This is a genomic window from Streptomyces flaveolus (assembly GCF_014648815.1).
Taxonomy (GTDB): Bacteria; Actinomycetota; Actinomycetes; order Streptomycetales; family Streptomycetaceae; genus Streptomyces; species Streptomyces flaveolus.
Genome location: NZ_BMRV01000002.1, coordinates 1 through 17,182, shown reverse-complemented (window position 1 = coordinate 17,182; position 17,182 = coordinate 1). Strand labels below are relative to the sequence as shown.

14 protein-coding genes are annotated in these 17,182 nt (G+C 71.3%); 4 read left to right on the top strand and 10 right to left on the bottom strand.

Translation table 11 applies throughout. The features are described 5' to 3' along the window. Window positions 1-64: 64 nt before the first annotated feature. The 6 genes from IEZ05_RS03950 to IEZ05_RS03925 all read right to left on the bottom strand — a co-directional run bounded on the left by IEZ05_RS03950 (window position 65) and on the right by IEZ05_RS03925 (window position 6,094). Window positions 65-904, bottom strand: a complete 840-nt coding sequence (locus IEZ05_RS03950; protein ID WP_189229205.1) for a carbohydrate ABC transporter permease — start codon at window positions 902-904, stop codon at window positions 65-67. Window positions 905-919: 15 nt separating this feature from the next. Continuing rightward, the gene (locus IEZ05_RS03945) at window positions 920-1,873 is read right to left on the bottom strand and encodes a carbohydrate ABC transporter permease (protein ID WP_189228584.1); all 954 of its coding nucleotides are present in this window, start codon (window positions 1,871-1,873) and stop codon (window positions 920-922) included. After that, window positions 1,870-3,240 (bottom strand): extracellular solute-binding protein, encoded by a 1,371-nt coding sequence (locus IEZ05_RS03940; RefSeq protein ID WP_189228583.1) that lies wholly within the window; start codon window positions 3,238-3,240, stop codon window positions 1,870-1,872. The genes IEZ05_RS03945 and IEZ05_RS03940 overlap by 4 nt, the downstream gene beginning before the upstream one ends. A 122-nt stretch (window positions 3,241-3,362) precedes the next feature. After that, window positions 3,363-4,061, bottom strand: a complete 699-nt coding sequence (locus IEZ05_RS03935; protein ID WP_189228582.1) for a response regulator — start codon at window positions 4,059-4,061, stop codon at window positions 3,363-3,365. Between the two features lie 183 nt (window positions 4,062-4,244). Beyond that, window positions 4,245-4,424, bottom strand: coding sequence for a hypothetical protein (locus tag IEZ05_RS03930; RefSeq protein ID WP_189228581.1), 180 nt, complete (start codon window positions 4,422-4,424; stop codon window positions 4,245-4,247). Next, window positions 4,421-6,094, bottom strand: a complete 1,674-nt coding sequence (locus tag IEZ05_RS03925) for a sensor histidine kinase (RefSeq protein WP_189228580.1) — start codon at window positions 6,092-6,094, stop codon at window positions 4,421-4,423. The genes IEZ05_RS03930 and IEZ05_RS03925 overlap by 4 nt, the downstream gene beginning before the upstream one ends. 124 nt (window positions 6,095-6,218) lie before the next feature. On the opposite strand from IEZ05_RS03925, the gene IEZ05_RS03920 reads away from it, so the two are divergent. From IEZ05_RS03920 to IEZ05_RS03905, 4 genes are all read left to right on the top strand, one after another. Beyond that, complete coding sequence (locus IEZ05_RS03920; protein WP_189229204.1) at window positions 6,219-7,637, top strand: cation:dicarboxylate symporter family transporter; 1,419 nt, start codon at window positions 6,219-6,221, stop codon at window positions 7,635-7,637. Between the two features lie 111 nt (window positions 7,638-7,748). Beyond that, window positions 7,749-8,177, top strand: a complete 429-nt coding sequence (locus tag IEZ05_RS03915; protein ID WP_189228579.1) for a MerR family transcriptional regulator — start codon at window positions 7,749-7,751, stop codon at window positions 8,175-8,177. 14 nt (window positions 8,178-8,191) lie between these two features. Continuing rightward, the gene (locus IEZ05_RS03910) at window positions 8,192-8,506 is read left to right on the top strand and encodes a thioredoxin family protein (RefSeq protein ID WP_189229203.1); all 315 of its coding nucleotides are present in this window, start codon (window positions 8,192-8,194) and stop codon (window positions 8,504-8,506) included. A gap of 119 nt (window positions 8,507-8,625) precedes the next feature. After that, entirely contained in the window at window positions 8,626-10,890 is a 2,265-nt protein-coding gene (locus IEZ05_RS03905) for a HelD family protein (protein WP_189228578.1), read from the top strand. 10 nt (window positions 10,891-10,900) lie between these two features. Here the strand turns inward: IEZ05_RS03905 and glgB are convergent, their stop codons facing one another. The 4 genes from glgB to IEZ05_RS03885 all read right to left on the bottom strand — a co-directional run. After that, a complete protein-coding gene (glgB, locus tag IEZ05_RS03900) occupies window positions 10,901-13,510 on the bottom strand; it encodes a 1,4-alpha-glucan branching enzyme (protein ID WP_189228577.1) in 2,610 nt (869 codons plus the stop codon). A gap of 40 nt (window positions 13,511-13,550) precedes the next feature. Beyond that, window positions 13,551-14,957, bottom strand: a complete 1,407-nt coding sequence (locus IEZ05_RS03895; protein ID WP_189228576.1) for a maltokinase N-terminal cap-like domain-containing protein — start codon at window positions 14,955-14,957, stop codon at window positions 13,551-13,553. An 89-nt stretch (window positions 14,958-15,046) separates the two neighbouring features. Next, complete coding sequence (treS, locus tag IEZ05_RS03890) at window positions 15,047-16,747, bottom strand: maltose alpha-D-glucosyltransferase (RefSeq protein WP_189228575.1); 1,701 nt, start codon at window positions 16,745-16,747, stop codon at window positions 15,047-15,049. Next, window positions 16,744-17,182, bottom strand: a 439-nt coding sequence (locus tag IEZ05_RS03885; RefSeq protein ID WP_189228574.1) for a DUF3459 domain-containing protein, incomplete at its 5' end; no start/stop codon positions are given. The genes IEZ05_RS03885 and treS, both read right to left, overlap by 4 nt.

Genomic DNA, 17,182 nt, shown 5'->3' with positions numbered 1-17,182 from the left:
ACGGATTGTGCGAACCTACGGGCACGAACGGGCGCCGCCCCGCTCACCCCCTGACCGGCGGGCCTCACCCCTTGACTGCCCCGCCCAGCGCGAAGCCGCCGCCGAGCCGCCGCGAGATCAGCACGTACAGCAGGATCACCGGCGTCGAGTAGACGAGGGAGAACGCCGCCAGCTGCCCGTACGCCACCATGCCCCGGTTGCCGAAGAAGTCGTTGATGCTCACCGACGCCGGCATCTGGTCCGGGGTGAGCAGCAGCATGAAGGGGACGAAGAAGTTCCCCCACATCATCACGAACGAGAACACGGTCACCACCGCCACCCCCGGACCCATCAGCGGCAGCACGATCCGCAGCAGTGACTGCAACGGGGACGCGCCGTCCGTCCACGCCGCCTCCTCCAGCTCCTTGGGCACGCCGTCCATGAAGTTCTTCATCAGCCAGATGGCGAACGGCAGTTGGGACGCGGCGAAGAAGAAGATGGTGCCCTGGAGGGTGTCGATCAGGTTCACCCGTACGAACAGGGCGTAGACCGGCACCATGATCGCCGTGATGGGCAGGCTGGTCGCGAACAGCACGGTCAGCAGGAACGGCCGGTTCAGCCGGGACCGGAAACGGGACAGCGGGTACGCCGCGAGCACCGCGCACACCACCGTCAGCAGGGTCGCGCCGCCGCACAGCACCAGGCTGTTGAGCAGCGGGGTGAAGGTGATGTCGTCGGTGAGGATCGCGTCGAAGTTGTCCAGGGTGAGGCCGTCGGGAGCCTTGACCCGCAGGCTCGCGTGCGGGTCGAGGGCGGACAGCACCACCCACGCCAGCGGCAGCACGAAGGCCGCGGCGGCCACCAGCAGCCCGGCGTCGGCGGCCAGGCGCCGTCTCGTACGACGGGAGGCGGGCGTGCGCGTCATGCGGGCCATGGGCGATCAGACCTCCGTCCGCAGCAGGCGCAGATACACGACCGAGAACAGCGATCCGATCAGCAACAGCAGCAGCGCCACCGCCGTGCCGTAGCCGATCAGGCTGTTCTGGAAGGCCTGTTCGTACATGAACAGCGGCAGCGTCTGGCTCCTGCCGCTCGGGCCGCCGCGCGTCATCACCCAGATCAGGCCGAACACCGACAGCGTCTGCAGGGTGTTGAGCATGAGGTTGGTGCCGATGGAACGGCGGATCATCGGCAGCGTGATGTGCCACATGCGGCGCCAGCCGCTCGCCCCGTCCACCTCGGCGGCCTCGGTGACCTCCTTCGGGATCTCGTTCAGGGCGGCCGAGTACACCAGCATCGAGAACGCCGTGCCCCGCCAGACGTTGGCGAAGGACACCGCCAGGATCGGCAGCGTGAACAGCCAGTTCTGGGAGGGCAGATGGAGCCAGTCCAGGATGGCGTTGAGGGTGCCCTCGCGGCGGAAGAAGGCGTAGAGCAGGAAGCCCGCCACCACCTCCGGCAGCACCCACGCCGTGACAACGATGCCGCCGGTGAGCGTACGGACCGGCTTCGAGGCCCGCTGCATCAGCGAGGCCAGCGCCAGCCCCAGGGTGTTCTGCCCGATCAGCGACGACAGCACCGTGAAGACCAGCGTCAGCCACACGGCGTTGAGGAACGCCTCGTCCTGGAAGGCCCGCCGGAAGTTGTCGAACCCGACGAAGGACTCCTCGGCCTGCCCGGTCAGCTGGAGGTCGGTGAAGGCGATGACGACGCAGTAGACGATCGGGCCGGCGAGGAAGAGCAGCAGCAGGACGACCGCGGGGGAGACGGGCAGGGCACGGACCAGGGAGCGGCGCATCGAGCCGGGCCCCCGGCGGGCCGGGACGGCGGCGGGCGGGCCCGGCGGGACCTTGCGGACCTCCGGGCCGGTGTGCCGCGGCGCGGCCGCGGTCACTTGCGGACCACCTGGCCGTCGGTGGCCTCCTTCAGCGCCTCGTCGTAGCCGCGCGCCGCCTCCTCGACCGACAGGTCACCGGTCGTCACGCCCTCCATGGCCTCCTGGACGGCGACGGACACCTTCGGATACGCCGGGTAGGCGGGCCGGTAGTGGGTGCTGGCGACCAGGTCGGTGAAGAACTTGATGCCGGGCTGGGCCCGGACGTACGCGGGGTCGCTCGCGACGTCCTCGCGGACCGCGATACCGGAGTTGGCGACGTACCACTTCTGCGCGTTCGCCTTGGTCTGCATCGTCTTGATGAACTCGAAGGCCAGGTCAGGGTTGGCCGCCTTGGCGGGGATCGCCCAGGTCCAGCCGCCGGACATGCTCACCTTGCCGGGGGCCTGGCCCTTCTGGGTCGGCATGGCGGCCAGGCCGAGCTTCTCGGACCACTCGGGCCACTCGTGGCCGCTTCCCTCCAGCCAGTCCTGGGGCAGCCAGGAGCCGTCCAGGGCGATGCCGAGCTTGCCCTGCGGGAGGAGCTCGCCGCGGACCGTGGTGGCGAAGTTGGGGTCGAGCGCGTCGGACACCTCGGGGCCGAGCTTCTCCTTGTAGACCGTCTCGACGAACGCGAGGGAGTCCTTGAAGCCCTGCCCCGCCGCGATCCACTTCTTGCTGCCCTTGTCGTACAGCGGGTCGGTGGTCCCGTCGTTCGTGCCGTACAGCAGCATCTCGAAGCCCTGCATGGTGGCGGCCTCGCCGGCGGGCTTGCCCGTGTACACGTTGAGCGGTGTGACGCCGGGGACCTTCTCCTTGATGGTGCGGGCCGCCGAGAGCACGTCGTCCCAGGTCCTCGGCTGCCAGTCGGCGGGCAGACCGGCCTTGGCGAAGACGTCCTTGCTGAACCACAGCCCGCGGGTGTCGGTGCCGTCCGGGACGCCGTACGTCTTGCCGTCCTCGCCCTTGGCCGCCGCCTTCGCGGTGTCGATGAACCTGTCCCAGTCCTGCCACTTGGCGAGGTAGGCGTCGAGGGGCTTCAAGTACCCGCTGGTGATGTCGGAGTTGATGAGGAAGGTGTCCTCGTAGACCAGGTCCGGCGCGGTCTTGGGGGAGCGCAGCATCTGCTGCACCTTGGTGTAGTACTCCGAGTCCGGGGCCTTGATCGGGACGAGCTCGACCTTCTTGCCCGGGTGGGCCTTCTCGAACTGCTTCTTGATGTCGGCGAGGTAGGTGTCCATCACCTTGACGGAGTTGTCCGTCGACTGTTTGAAGGAGACCTTCACCGTGTCCGGATCGCTGCCGGAGCCGCTCGAACAGGCGGCGAGTGCGGTGGAGGCGAGCGCGGTCAGGGTGACGAGAGAGGTGAACCGGACGGTGGGACGCACGGGCAACGACCTCCTGCTGGCGCACGACGTTGTGGCCGGGACGGCTGCTCGGCGAAGGTAAGAGGGGTGGTCCAGCCAGGTCAATGCGTGTGCGGTGGATTACCTGCGTGGATTGCCTGTGCTCATCTGCTCCGCTCGGTGTCCCGGATCCACCGATAGACCAACTCCGGCCGCCCCACCTGCCCGTAGAGCGGACTCCGCTGTGCCCGGCCGGTGTCCACCAGGTGCTCCAGGTAACGGCGGGCGGTGATCCGCGAGATGCCCACGGCCTCGGCCACGCCGGCCGCGGTGAGGCCCTCCTCCGCGCCCCGCAGCGCGCCCGTCACCCGCTCCAGTGTGGGCGCGCTGAGCCCCTTGGGCAGCGCCGCCGGGCCGGGGGCCCGCAGTGTGGCCAGCGCCCGGTCCACCTCCTCCTGGCCGCTCGCCTCCCCGACGGTGCCCCGGAACTCGGCGTACCGCACCAGCCGGTCCCGCAGGGTGGCGAAGGTGAACGGCTTCAGCACGTACTGGACGACGCCCAGCGACACGCCCTCCCGTACGACCGTCAGGTCCCGGGCCGACGTCACCGCTATCACGTCGGTGTGGTGCCCGGTCGCGCGCAGCGAACGGGCCAGCTGGAGCCCGTGCACGTCCGGCAGGTGCAGGTCGAGCAGCAGCAGGTCGACCGGCGTACGGTCCAGCAGCCGCCGCGCCTGGGCCCCGGTGTGCGCCTTGCCGACGGCCGTGAACCCCGGCACCCGCTCGACGTACATCACATGCGCGTCGGCGGCGACGGGGTCGTCCTCGACGACGAGCACGCGGATGGGCTGCTGATCACTCATCCCGGGCCTCCGCGACCCGGTCGCGGACCGCGGTCCTGCGCGCGGCTCCGACGCGGGGCGCCGGGCGGCGCGGGGCCGGGACCGCGAGGGGCTGCCCGACCGACGGGACGCGGCGGGGGTGCTCGGCGGCCGGGGTCCGACGGGGTTGCCCGGTGGGCCGGCGGTGCGTGGCGTGGGTCGTGGTCATGCGTGGCCTCCGGGTGCCGCGGCCGGGCTGCCCGACGACAGGACGCGGCGGGGCTGCCCGACGGACAGGACGCGGCGGGGGTGCTCGGCGGCCGGGGTCCGGTGGGGCCGGCCGACGGCCGGGGCCCGAAGCGGTTGCCGGGTGGTCCGGTGGTGGGCGGCGCGGGTGGTCGTCATGCGTGGCCCCCGGATGCCGCGGCCGGGCTGCCCGTCGGCGACGTCGCTGTCGGCGAACCGGCGCCGGCCAGCGGCAGCCGTGCCTCGAAGCGGGCGCCGCCCCCGTCGGCCTCCGTCACGGTCAGCGTGCCCCCGTGCCGGTGCACCGCCTGGTGGACCAGCGCGAGACCCAGGCCCCGTCCGCCGGGCCCGGCCGGCTTGGTCGAGAAGCCCCGCTGGAAGAGCAGGCCGGCACGGGCGGGGTCCACGCCCGCGCCGGTGTCCGACACGCGCAGCACCAGCTCCGGGCCGGCCCCGGCCCCGTCCGTGTCGGTGTACGCCGCCACCGTCACCCGCGAGGGCACCCGGCCCTGGGCCGCGTCCACCGCGTTGTCGATCAGGTTGCCCAGGATCGTCACCAGGTCCCGGGCGGGCAGGGACGACGGCAGCAGCCCGTCGTCCAGCCGGCTGTCCTGCGACACCACCAGTTCCACTCCCCGCTCGTTCGCCTGTGCCGTCTTGCCCAGCAGCAGCGCGGCCAGCACCGGCTCGCTCACCGCCGCCACCACCTGGTCGGTGAGCGCCTGCGCCAGCTCCAGCTCGGCCGTCGCGAACTCCACCGCCTCCTCGGCGCGCCCCAGCTCGATCAGCGAGACCACCGTGTGCAGCCGGTTGGCCGCCTCGTGCGCCTGCGAGCGCAGCGCCTGCGTGAAGCCGCGCTCCGAGTCCAGCTCGCCCATCAGCGACTGCAGCTCGGTGACGTCGCGCAGGGTCACCACCGTGCCCCGGCGCTCCCCGCCCGAGACCGGCGAGGTGTTCACCACCAGCACCCGCTCGGCGGTCAGGTGCACCTCGTCCACCCGTGGCTCCGACGCCAGCAGCGCCCCCGTCAGCTGCGCCGGCAGGCCTAGGTCGGCGACCGAGGTGCCGACCACGTCGCCGCTCACGCCGAGCAGCTCCCGTCCGCCGTCGTTGATCAGCGCGACACGGTACTGCCAGTCCAGCATCAGCAGCCCCTCCCGTACCGCGTGCAGCGCCGCCTGATGGTAGTCGTGCATGCGGCTGAGCTCGTCCGCGTTCATGCCGTGGGTGTGCCGGCGCAACCGCGCGTTGATCACGTACGTGCCGACCGCGCCGAGCACCAGGGCGCCGGCCGCGACGCCGAGCAGGGCCGTCAGCTGGTCCTGCACCCGCTTGCTGATCTCCTCGACCTTGATCCCCGCGCTGACCAGGCCGACGACCCGTCCGTCGTCCCGCACGGGCGTGACCGCCCGGACCGACGGACCGAGCGTCCCCGTGTAGGTCTCGGTGAAGGTCTCGCCGCGCTGTGCGCGCTCGATGTGCCCCTGGAAGAGATGGCCGATCTGCCGCGGGTCGGGGTGGGTCCAGCGGATCCCCCGCGGGGTCATGATCGTGACGAAGTCGACGTCGGTGTCCCGCATGACGCGCACCGCGTACGGCTGGAGCCGCGCCGTCGGGTCGGCGGTGCCGATGGCCTCCAGCACGGACGGCGAGTCGGCGATCGACAGCGCCACCGACCTGGCCTGACGTCCCGCGGCCTCCTCGGCCTGCCCCCGGTCGCTGAGGTAGGTGAACAGCGCGTACCCGGCGACGACGACCGCTATCAGCACGGCCTGCATCGCGAAGAGCTGGCCGGCCAGGCTGCGGGGGCGGGGGACGCTGAGGCGCATGCCGCCAGTGTCTCTCCTGGCTGATTGCGAACTAAATGAACGCAAGGGTGACCGCGCTCACAGGGCGGGAGATAGTCACCGCATCCCCGAACCGAACCGCCCGGACGTGAGCCGCACGCCGGTGATGCCGACGACGTCGTCAAGGAGGGCCGCCGTGACAGCCGATACGGCACCTGCCGCACCCCCCGCCAAGCGGGACCGCACGCACTACCTCTACATCGCGGTGATCGTCGCGGTCGCCCTCGGCATCGCCGTCGGCCTGGCCGCCCCCGACTTCGCGGTCGAGCTGAAGCCGATCGGCACCGGCTTCGTGAACCTGATCAAGATGATGATCTCGCCGATCATCTTCTGCACGATCGTGCTGGGCATCGGCTCGGTGCGCAAGGCGGCGAAGGTCGGCGCGGTGGGCGGCATCGCCCTCGCCTACTTCATGGTGATGTCGCTGGTCGCCCTGGGGATCGGCCTGATCGTCGGCAACATCCTGGACCCGGGCACCGGCCTCGCGGTCACCGACGCCGTCAAGGAGACCGGTCACGCGCAGGTCGACGCCGAGGCCAAGGACACCACCGAGTTCCTGCTCGGCATCATCCCGACCACGATCGTCTCGGCGTTCACCGAGGGCGAGGTCCTGCAGACCCTGCTGGTCGCCCTGCTCTGCGGCTTCGCGCTCCAGGCGATGGGCAAGGCTGGCCAACCCGTGCTGCGCGGCGTCGAGCACATCCAGCGCCTGGTCTTCCGCGTCCTCGCCATGATCATGTGGGCGGCGCCGGTCGGCGCGTTCGGCGCGATGGCGGCGGTGACCGGTTCGGCCGGTGTGGACGCCCTGAAGAGCCTGGCCGTGCTGATGCTGGGGTTCTACGTCACCTGCATCCTGTTCGTCATCGTGGTGCTGGGCGCCCTGCTGAAGATCTGCACCGGCGTCAACGCGCTCGCGCTCTTCAAGTACCTGGGCCGCGAGTTCCTGCTGATCCTGTCCACGTCCTCCTCCGAGTCGGCGCTGCCCCGTCTCATCGCCAAGATGGAGCACCTGGGCGTCAGCAAGCCGGTGGTCGGCATCACCGTCCCGACCGGCTACTCCTTCAACCTCGACGGCACCATGATCTACATGACCATGGCCTCGCTGTTCATCGCCGACGCCATGGGTACGCCGATGTCGATCGGTGAGCAGATCCCGCTGCTGCTGTTCCTGTTCGTCGCCTCCAAGGGCGCCGCCGGTGTCACCGGCGCGGGCCTGGCGACGCTGGCCGGTGGTCTCCAGTCGCACAAGCCCGCCCTGGTGGACGGCATCGGCCTGATCGTCGGCATCGACCGCTTCATGAGCGAGGCCCGCGCCCTGACCAACTTCGCGGGCAACGCGGTGGCCACCGTCCTGATCGGCACCTGGACCAAGGAGATCGACAAGGAGCGGGTCGCCGAGGTGCTGGCCGGGCGGGTCCCGTTCGACGAGCGGACGCTCCTCGACGACGGCCACGGCCGCGGCGACGACGACACCCCGGCGGAGCTGCCCGAGCAGGGCGGCGAGAAGGAGCTGGCGAAGGCCTGACGCCCGCCCCGCGAAGACCCCGGGCGGCTGAGGGCTCCCCCGTTGCTCAGCCGCCCGGCCTCTTCTTCCCTCCTTGCCTTGACGTCCGCGTCAAGGCTTACGTTCGTCCTCATGCGAATCGGTGAGCTGGCCGCACGCGCCGGGACCACGACGCGGACGCTGCGGTACTACGAGTCACGCGGGCTGCTGCCCGCGCGGCGGGACGCCCACGGGTACCGGACCTACGACGAGCGCGACGTGAAGCTGCTGGAGCAGATCAGGACGCTGCGCGACTTCGGGTTCGACCTGGAGGAGACCCGGCCCTTCGTGGACTGTCTGCGGGCGGGACACCCGGAGGGCGACGCGTGTCCGGCGTCGCTCGCCGTCTACCGCCGCAAGCTCGCGGAGCTGGACGCGCTGATCGGCGAGCTCCGGGGCGTGCGCGCGACGGTCGCGGGCCAGCTGGCGCGCGCGGAAGCGGCGCGGGACGGGCTGGCCACCGAGGCGCTGGTTCCGGGGGGCCCGGAGCCCGAGTGCGAACTGGGAGGGCGAGGACTGTGAGCGTAGCGAGTGGTGTGGCCGAGGTGACCGACGCGACCTTCGCGGAGGAGGTCATCGGGGCCGGGCTGCCGGTGCTGGTGGAATTCACGGCGGACTGGTGCCCGCCGTGCCGGCAGATGGCCCCGGTGCTCGGCGCCCTGGCCGCCGAGGAGGCGGACCGGCTCCGGGTGGTCCAGCTGAACGTCGATCTGAACCCGGAGACGACCAACGCCTACAAGGTGCTGTCGATGCCGACCTTCATGGTGTTCCGGGACGGCGAGCCGGTGAAGGCGATGGTGGGCGCCCGGCCCAAGCGGCGGCTGCTGGAGGAGCTGTCCGACGTGCTGTGACCCCATCGGCAAAAGAAATCCCCCGAGCGCAATTGCGCTCGGGGGATTTCTTTGCGTATATTCGATGATTCGTGACTTCGGATAAAGGGCGTCACGAAGAAGTTCACTGAGCACAGTATATGCGGGCGGGAGTGGCATTGTCAAACAACGAATTTCCGGACGATGAATTGCGGCACGAACAGGAATTCATCGACGGACTGTACGCGCGCGTGGACGCGCTGCGCGGCGACACCGAGGTCGCGGTCACGGACGCGCTCGCGCGGGGCAACACCCCGATGCAGGCCCGGCTGGAGCGGGACATCCTGGTCGCCGAGCGCTCCGGACTGCTCGCCGCGCTCAACGCGGTGGACGGCTCCCTGTGCTTCGGGCGGATCGACCTCGCCTCCGGCCAGGGCCACCACATCGGCCGCATCGGCCTGCGCGCCGACGACGCCGAACGCACCCCGGTCCTCATCGACTGGCGCGCCGACGTCGCCCGTCCCTTCTACCTGGCGACCGGCCACACCCCGATGGGCCTGCGCCGCCGCCGGCACATCGCGAGCGAGGGCCGCCGCGTCACCGCCCTGCACGACGAGATCCTCGACCTCGGCGACGAGAGGCGCACCGGCCACGAGGACCCGTCGGGCGACGCCGTGCTGCTCGCTGCGCTGAACTCCGCGCGCACCGGCCGCATGGGCGACATCGTGCAGACCATCCAGGCCGACCAGGACCGCATCATCCGCGCCCCGCACCGCGGTGTGCTGGTCGTCGAGGGCGGCCCCGGCACCGGCAAGACCGCCGTCGCCCTGCACCGCGCCGCCTACCTGCTCTACGAGCACCGCGAACTGCTCGCCAAGCGCGCCGTCCTCATCGTCGGCCCCAACCCGGCCTTCCTCGGCTACATCGGCGAGGTACTGCCCTCGCTCGGCGAGACCGGGGTGCTCCTCGCCACCGTCGGCGAGCTGTTCCCCGGCGTGAAGGCCACCGCCGCGGACACCCCCGAGGCGGCGGCCGTGAAGGGCCGGGCCGACATGGCCGACGTCCTCGCCGAGGTGGTCCGCGACCGGCAGGCGCTGCCCGACCCCGTCATCGCGATCGAGCACGACCGCGACGTCCTCATGCTCGACGACGACCTGGTCAACGTCGCCCGCGAGCGCACCCGCGCCACCGGGCTGCCCCACAACGCGGCCCGCGAGCACTTCGAGGGTCACATCCTGAACACCCTCACCGACATGGTCGCCGAGCGCATCGGCACCGACCCCTACGACGGCTCCAACCTCCTCGACCCCAGCGACATCACCCAGATCCGCGACGAACTCGCCGAGAACCCCGAGGTCTGGGCGGCCGTCGACCGGCTGTGGCCCCGGCTGACCCCGCAGCGCCTCGTCGCCGACTTCCTCGCCGCGCCCGAGGCCTTCCTGTCCGCGGAGGACGCCGCCGCCGTCCGCCGCCCGGTGACCCGGCACTGGACCGTCGCCGACGTCCCCCTGCTGGACGAGGCGGCCGAGCTGCTCGGCGTGGACGACCGGATCGCCCGCTCCCGCGCCGAACGCGAGCGGGAGGAGCAGATCGCCTACGCGCAGGGCGTGCTCGACGTGTCGTACGCCTCCCGGACGTACGAGTTCGAGGACAAGGACGAGGAGGACGCCGAGGTCCTGTCCGCGCACGACATCATCGACGCGGAGCGGTTCGCCGAACGCCAGGAGGAGGACGACCACCGCAGCGCCGCCGAGCGCGCGGCGGCCGACCGCACGTGGGCGTTCGGGCACATCATCGTCGACGAGGCGCAGGAGCTGTCCCCGATGGCCTGGCGGCTGCTGATGCGCCGCTGCCCGACCCGCTCGATGACCCTGGTCGGCGACCCGGCGCAGACCGCGGAGGCGGCCGGCGTCGGCTCCTGGTCGAAGATCCTCGCCCCCTACGTCGAGGACCGCTGGGAGCACACCCGCCTCGGCGTCAACTACCGCACCCCGGCCGAGATCATGGATCTGGCGGCGGCCGTCGTCCGCGCCGAGGACCCGGAGTTCGACCCGCCGAGCTCGGTGCGCTCCACGGGGGTGCGCCCCTGGGTCCGCGCCACCGGCGACCTCCCGGCCGCCGTCGCCGAGGCCGCCCGGGAGCTGGCCCCGGACGAGGGCCGCCTCGCCGTCATCGCCCCGCGCGCACTGCACCGGGCCCTCGCGGCCCGGCTGGACGGCGTCACGGCGGGTACCGAGCCGGACCTGACCCGGTCCGTGGTCCTCCTCGACCCGCGCCAGTCCAAGGGCCTGGAGTTCGACTCCGTCCTGGTCGTCGAGCCCGGCCGCTACGGCACGAGCGACCTGTACGTCGCCCTCACCCGGGCCACCCAGCGGCTCGGCGTCCTGCACACCGAGCCGCTGCCGAAGGGACTGGTCGACGCGTAGCCGGGAGGCGCTACGCCGGACGCAGCCACACCGTCGCCAGGGGCGGCAGGGTCAGCCGGATGCTCGCCGGGCGGCCGTGCCACCCCTGCGGCTCCGGCTTCACCGGGCCGGGGTTGCCCACGTCGCCGCCGCCGTACCGGGCGGCGTCGGTGTTGAGCACCTCGTGCCAGGCGGGCACCTCGTCGGGGACGCCGAGCCGGTAGTCGGGGCGGACGACCGGCGCGAAGTTCGACACTGCCAGCAGCGGGCTGCCGTCCGCGTCGCACCGCAGGAACGCGAGGACGTTGTCCTCGGCCGCGTCCCCGACCACCCACGAGAAACCGGCGGGGTGGGTGTCCCGCTGCCACAGCGCGGGGGTGTCCCGGTACACGGTGTTCAGATCGCGGACCAGGTCCAGCACGCCCCGGTGGTCGGCCGCCGCCCCGTACTGCGGATCGAGCAGCCACCAGTCGGGGCCGCGCTCCTCGGACCACTCGGCGCCCTGCGCGAACTCCTGGCCCATGAACAGCAGCTGCTTGCCGGGGTGCGCCCACATGAAGCCGAGGTACGCCCGCTCGTTCGCGCGCTGTTGCCACCAGTCGCCCGGCATCTTCGACACCAGCGACTTCTTGCCGTGCACCACCTCGTCGTGCGATATGGGCAGCACGTAGTTCTCGCTGTACGCGTACACCATGGAGAAGGTCATCTCACCGTGGTGGTACTTGCGGTGCACCGGCTCGTGGCTCATGTACTCCAGCGAGTCGTGCATCCAGCCCATGTTCCACTTCAGCCCGAACCCGAGCCCGCCGAAGCCGCTGGGCCCCTGGTGGTGCGTGGCCCGCGTGACCCCGTCCCAGGCCGTGGACTCCTCGGCCACGGTCACGACGCCCGGCACCCGCCGGTACACCGTGGCGTTCATCTCCTGGAGGAACGCCACCGCGTCCAGGTTCTCCCGGCCGCCGTGCTCGTTGGGCGTCCACTGGCCCGGCTCGCGCGAGTAGTCCAGGTACAGCATCGAGGCGACCGCGTCCACGCGCAGCCCGTCGATGTGGAACTCCTCGCACCAGTACACGGCGTTGGCGACCAGGAAGTTGCGCACCTCGCGGCGCCCGAAGTCGAACTCCAGCGTCCCCCAGTCCGGGTGAGCGGCCCGCAGCGGATCGGAGTGCTCGTACAGGGGGCGCCCGTCGAACTCGGCCAGCGCCCAGTCGTCGCGCGGGAAGTGTGCCGGCACCCAGTCCATCAGGACGCCGATGCCGGCCTGGTGCAGCCGGTCGACCAGGTACTTGAAGTCGTCGGGCTCGCCGAGCCGGGCCGTGGGCGCGTAGAAACCGGTGACCTGGTAGCCCCACGAGCCGCCGAAGGGGTGCTCGGCGACCGGCATCAGCTCGACGTGCGTGAAGCCCAGGTCCTTGACGTACGCGGGGAGCTGCTCGGCGAGCTCACGGTACGTCAGGCCCGGTCGCCAGGACGCCAGATGGACCTCGTACACCGACATCGGGGCCTCGTGCGCGGGCGCTCCGGCGCGTCCGGCCAGCCACTCGTCGTCGCCCCAGGTGTAGTCCGAGGCGTACACGACGGAGGACGTGGCCGGCGGCACCTCCGTCCGACGGGCCAGCGGGTCGGCGCGGAAGGTGCGCGAGCCGTCGGGCCGGGTGATCTCGAACTTGTACAGTTCGCCCGCGTCGATGCCGGGCAGGAACACCTCCCACACGCCGGTCCCGCCGAGCGACCGCATGGGGTGGCCGGTGCCGTCCCAGAAGTTGAAGCCGCCGGCGACCCGCACCCCGCGCGCGTTCGGCGCCCACACCGCGAAGCGGGTGCCGGTCACCCCCTGGTGGGTCGTCGGGTGCGCGCCGAGCGCCTGCCACAGTTGCTCGTGCCGGCCCTCGCCGATCAGGTGCAGGTCCAGGTCGCCCAGTGTGGGCAGGAAGCGGTACGGGTCCTCGGTCTCCTGGGCCGTTCCCTCGTAGGCGACCAGGAGCCGGTAGGCCGGGACCTCGTCGAGCGGCAGCAGACCCGAGAAGAAGCCGTCCCCGTCGTGGTCCAGCTCGGCGCGCAGTTCCCCGGCCAGGACGGTCACGGCGAGCGCGTACGGACGGAACACCCGTACGGCGATCCCGCCGGGCACCGGGTGGGCGCCGAGCACGGCGTGCGGGTCGTGGTGCGTACCGGCCAGCAGCCGCTCCCGGTCACCGGCGTCCAGCGCGACGGAGGCGGTGGGCACGACGGGGGCGGGGGCCGTCCCGGCGGTGGTCCGCCTCGGCGCGGGAGTCTTCTTCGCGGCGGCCTTCTTCGAGGCGGTCCGCGTCCCGGCGGCCTTCTTCACCGCCGGGGCCTTTTTCGCCGCGGGGGCCTTTTTCGTGGCGGCCTTCTTCGCGACGGCTTTCCTGGTGACGGCGTTCTCCGTCACGGTCTTCTTGACGGCCGCCGTCTTCGCGACCACCTTCTTCGCAGACGTCCCCTTCGCAGGCGTCTCCCGTGCGGCCGTCTCCTTCACGACCGCCTTCTTCACGACCGTCTTCGCCGTCTTCTTCGCCGCCTTCTTCGCGGGTGTCCGCTCTGCGGCCGCCTTTTTCGCGCTCTTCTCCTCGGCCGTCTTCTTCGGATCCGGACCGCTGGACGGGGGGCGGGGGGTCACGGGGGAGCCTCCTAGGCGCAGGGCGAGCGGGAAAAGGGGGTCAGGAGGTGACGCCGGGCCGGTCGGGCATGGCCAGGCGGCGCACCGCGGACAGGGGTACCGGGAGCCAGTCGGGGCGGTGCCGGGCCTCGTACACGACCTCGTAGACGGCCTTGTCCGTCTCGTAGGCGCGCAGCAGCACCGGGTCGGTGCGCGGGTCGAAGCCGCCGGCCTCCGCGTAGCCGGTGCAGTACGCGGCCCGGCAGGTCTCGGCCCAGCCGGGCACCGGGACCTCGGCCGAGTGCGCCGCGTAGTCGAAGGAGCGCAGCATCCCCGCGACGTCCCGTACCGGCGGCTGCGGCATCCGCCGCTCGGCCAGCGGTTTCGCGGGCTCGCCCTCGAAGTCGATCAGCGACCACTGCCCGGTGGGCGACCGCAGGCACTGCCCGAGGTGCAGATCGCCGTGGACGCGCTGCGCGGTCCAGGTGCGGCCCTCGCCGGCCAGATCGGCCAGGGCCGTGAACGCCGTGCGCAGCCCGGACGCGTACGGCCGCAGAGCGGGCACCGCGTGGACGGCCTCCTCCAGCCGCGCGGTCATGCCGTCGACCAGCGGCCGCAGCTGGCTGTGGCCCACCGTGACCGTCGGCAGCGCGCGGGCCAGCGCGGTGTGCACCTCGGCCGTGGCCCGGCCGAGCGCGCGCGCCTCGGCGGCGAAGTCCTGGCCCTTGGCCAGTTCGCGCAGGGCCAGCTCCCAGCCGTCGGTCGCGCCCTGCACATAGGGCTGGAGCACGCCCAGCACCCAGGTCTGCCCGGCCAGGTCCGACACCATCCAGCCCGTGGGCGAGGGCACCCGGGGGCAGCCCTCGCGAGCCAGCGCCAGCGGCAGCTCCAGATCGGGGTTGATCCCCGGCACGATCCGGCGCAACAACTTGAGAATGAACGTATCTCCATACACGACCGACGAGTTCGACTGCTCGGCGGTCATCAGGCGCGGCACCAGTCCGGTGCGGATCTCCTGGTCCGGGTCGCGCTCGAAACGGAGCCCGCCCACGCGGGCCCGGGAGCGCAGCGCCTCCAGCAGCACCTCGGCGGGCCTGGAGTCGTACAGGGCGTCGTAGGCGGTGCGCCCGGCCAGCGGGCCCTCGGTGACGTGCCCGATCATGGCGGGCGCCAGCCGGGGCGGCAGCGCCTCGCGCACCCCTATCAGGAGCTGGTAGCAGTCGCCCGGCTGCTCGGGGGAGCCGAGGGCCGGCACGAGCGGCTGGTGGGCGCGCACCAGCACGTGGAAGAGGCCGAGACGGGCGTCCGCCGGCAGCAGCTCGGTGGCCGCGACCAGCGAGAACCCGGTGACCGGTCGCCCCTTGCCCGCGAACCAGCGTTGCCGCGGCAGCCATTCCCGCAGCAGCGGGTCCAGGGACGCCAGGAGTCCGGGCGGGCTCGTGACGGTGCGTATGACGGCTTCCGACATGGCGTCGCGTCCTTTCCCCGGGTCGACGGGGTGTTACTGATGCGTGCCCCGGGCGGGGCGACGGAAACCGCCCCGCCCGGGGTCTGGGTCTAAGCGGCGTCCTTGCGGAGCCGGAACCAGTAGAAGCCGTGCCCGGCCAGGGTCAGCAGGTACGGCAGCTCCCCGACCGCCGGGAAACGGACCCCGCCGAACAGTTCGACGGGGTGGCGTCCCTCGAAGGCGCTGAGATCGAGCTCGGTGGGCTGTGCGAACCGGGAGAAGTTGTGGACGCACAGCACCAGGTCGTCCTCGTACTCGCGCAGGAAGGCCAGCACGGCGGGGTTGGACGAGGGCAGTTCCGTGTACGAGCCGAGGCCGAACGCCACGTTCTGCTTGCGGATCTCGATCATCCGGCGGGTCCAGTGCAGCAGGGAGGAGGGCGACGCCATGGAGGCCTCGACGTTCGTCACCTGGTAGCCGTAGACCGGGTCCATGATCGTCGGCAGGAACAGCCGGCCGGGGTCCGACGACGAGAAGCCGGCGTTGCGGTCCGGGGTCCACTGCATCGGGGTGCGCACCGCGTCGCGGTCGCCGAGCCAGATGTTGTCGCCCATGCCGATCTCGTCGCCGTAGTACAGGATCGGCGAGCCGGGCAGGGACAGCAGCAGGGCCGTGAACAGCTCGATCTGGTTGCGGTCGTTGTCGAGGAGCGGGGCGAGGCGCCGCCGGATGCCGATGTTGGCGCGCATCCGCGGGTCCTTGGCGTACTCGGCCCACATGTAGTCGCGTTCCTCGTCGGTGACCATCTCGAGGGTGAGCTCGTCGTGGTTGCGCAGGAAGATGCCCCACTGGCAGCCCGACGGGATCGCCGGGGTCTTCGCCAGGATCTCCGAGACCGGGTAGCGCGACTCCCTCCTGACCGCCATGAAGATCCGCGGCATCACCGGGAAGTGGAACGCCATGTGGCACTCGTCGCCGCCGCTCGGATAGTCGCCGAAGTAGTCGACGACGTCCTCCGGCCACTGATTGGCCTCGGCCAGCAGCACGGTGTCCGGATACTGGTCGTCGATCTCCTTGCGCACCCGCTTCAGGAAGGCGTGCGTGGCCGGGAGGTTCTCGCAGTTGGTGCCCTCCTGCTGGTACAGGTACGGCACGGCGTCCAGCCGGAACCCGTCGATGCCGAGGTCCAGCCAGAACTTCAGGGCGGAGATCATCTCCTCCTGTACGGCCGGGTTCTCGTAGTTGAGGTCCGGCTGGTGGGAGAAGAAGCGGTGCCAGTAGTACTGCTTGCGGACGGGGTCGTACGTCCAGTTCGACGCCTCCGTGTCCACGAAGATGATCCGCGCGTCCTGGAACTGCTTGTCGTCGTCGGCCCACACGTAGTAGTCGCCGTACGGGCCGTCGGGGTTCTTCCGCGACTCCTGGAACCACGGGTGCTGGTCGCTGGTGTGGTTCATGACGAAGTCGATGATCACGCGCATGCCGCGCTGGTGGGCGGCGTCGACGAACTCGACGAAGTCGGCCAGGTCGCCGAACTCGGGCAGGACGGCGGTGTAGTCGGAGACGTCGTAACCGCCGTCCCTGAGCGGTGACTTGAAGAAGGGCGGCAGCCACAGGCAGTCCACGCCCAGCCACTGCAGGTAGTCCAGTTTGGCGGTCAGGCCCTTGAGGTCACCGACGCCGTCGCCGTTGCTGTCCTGGAAGGAGCGGACGAGGACCTCGTAGAAGACGGCTCGTTTGAACCAGTCCGGGTCCCGGTCCTTGGCCGGTGTGTCCTCGAAGGTGTCCGGTACGGGCTCGTTGACGATCATGTTGTGGGGGACCCTCCGATCTGCGGGGTGGACGGTCGCAGAACCGTGCAGACATGCGCGGGCGTCCGGCCCGGCTCGAGGCGCACATAGTTGGCCCTGCCCCAGTGATAGGTCTCACCGGTGAGCTCGTCGCGCACCGGCACCGACTCGTGCCAGTCCAGGCCGAGTTGCGGCATGTCCAACGAGACCGTGGCCTCCTGGGTGTGGTGGGGGTCGAGGTTGGCGACCACCAGAACCGTGTTCGATCCCTGCCGCTTCGAGTACACGATCACCTCCTCCTTGTCCGCGTGGTGGAAGTGCAGATCACGCAGCTGCCGCAGGGCCGGGTTCTCGCGTCGGATGCTGTTGAGTCTGGTGATGAGGGGGGCGATGGTGCGGCCCTCGCGGTGGGCGGCGTCCCAGTCGCGGGGTTTGAGCTGGTACTTCTCGCTGTCG

Bases quoted from the DNA above. Each gene is read 5' to 3' on its own strand.
- IEZ05_RS03905 (WP_189228578.1), top strand. From the start codon at position 8,626: ATGCGGGCGGGAGTGGCATTGTCAAACAACGAATTTCCGGACGATGAA.
- IEZ05_RS03920 (WP_189229204.1), top strand. From the start codon at position 6,219: ATGCCGACGACGTCGTCAAGGAGGGCCGCCGTGACAGCCGATACGGCA.
- treS (WP_189228575.1), bottom strand. From the start codon at position 16,747: ATGATCGTCAACGAGCCCGTACCGGACACCTTCGAGGACACACCGGCC.
- IEZ05_RS03935 (WP_189228582.1), bottom strand. From the start codon at position 4,061: ATGAGTGATCAGCAGCCCATCCGCGTGCTCGTCGTCGAGGACGACCCC.
- IEZ05_RS03950 (WP_189229205.1), bottom strand. From the start codon at position 904: ATGACGCGCACGCCCGCCTCCCGTCGTACGAGACGGCGCCTGGCCGCC.
- IEZ05_RS03925 (WP_189228580.1), bottom strand. From the start codon at position 6,094: ATGCGCCTCAGCGTCCCCCGCCCCCGCAGCCTGGCCGGCCAGCTCTTC.
- IEZ05_RS03930 (WP_189228581.1), bottom strand. From the start codon at position 4,424: ATGACGACCACCCGCGCCGCCCACCACCGGACCACCCGGCAACCGCTT.
- IEZ05_RS03895 (WP_189228576.1), bottom strand. From the start codon at position 14,957: ATGTCGGAAGCCGTCATACGCACCGTCACGAGCCCGCCCGGACTCCTG.
- IEZ05_RS03915 (WP_189228579.1), top strand. From the start codon at position 7,749: ATGCGAATCGGTGAGCTGGCCGCACGCGCCGGGACCACGACGCGGACG.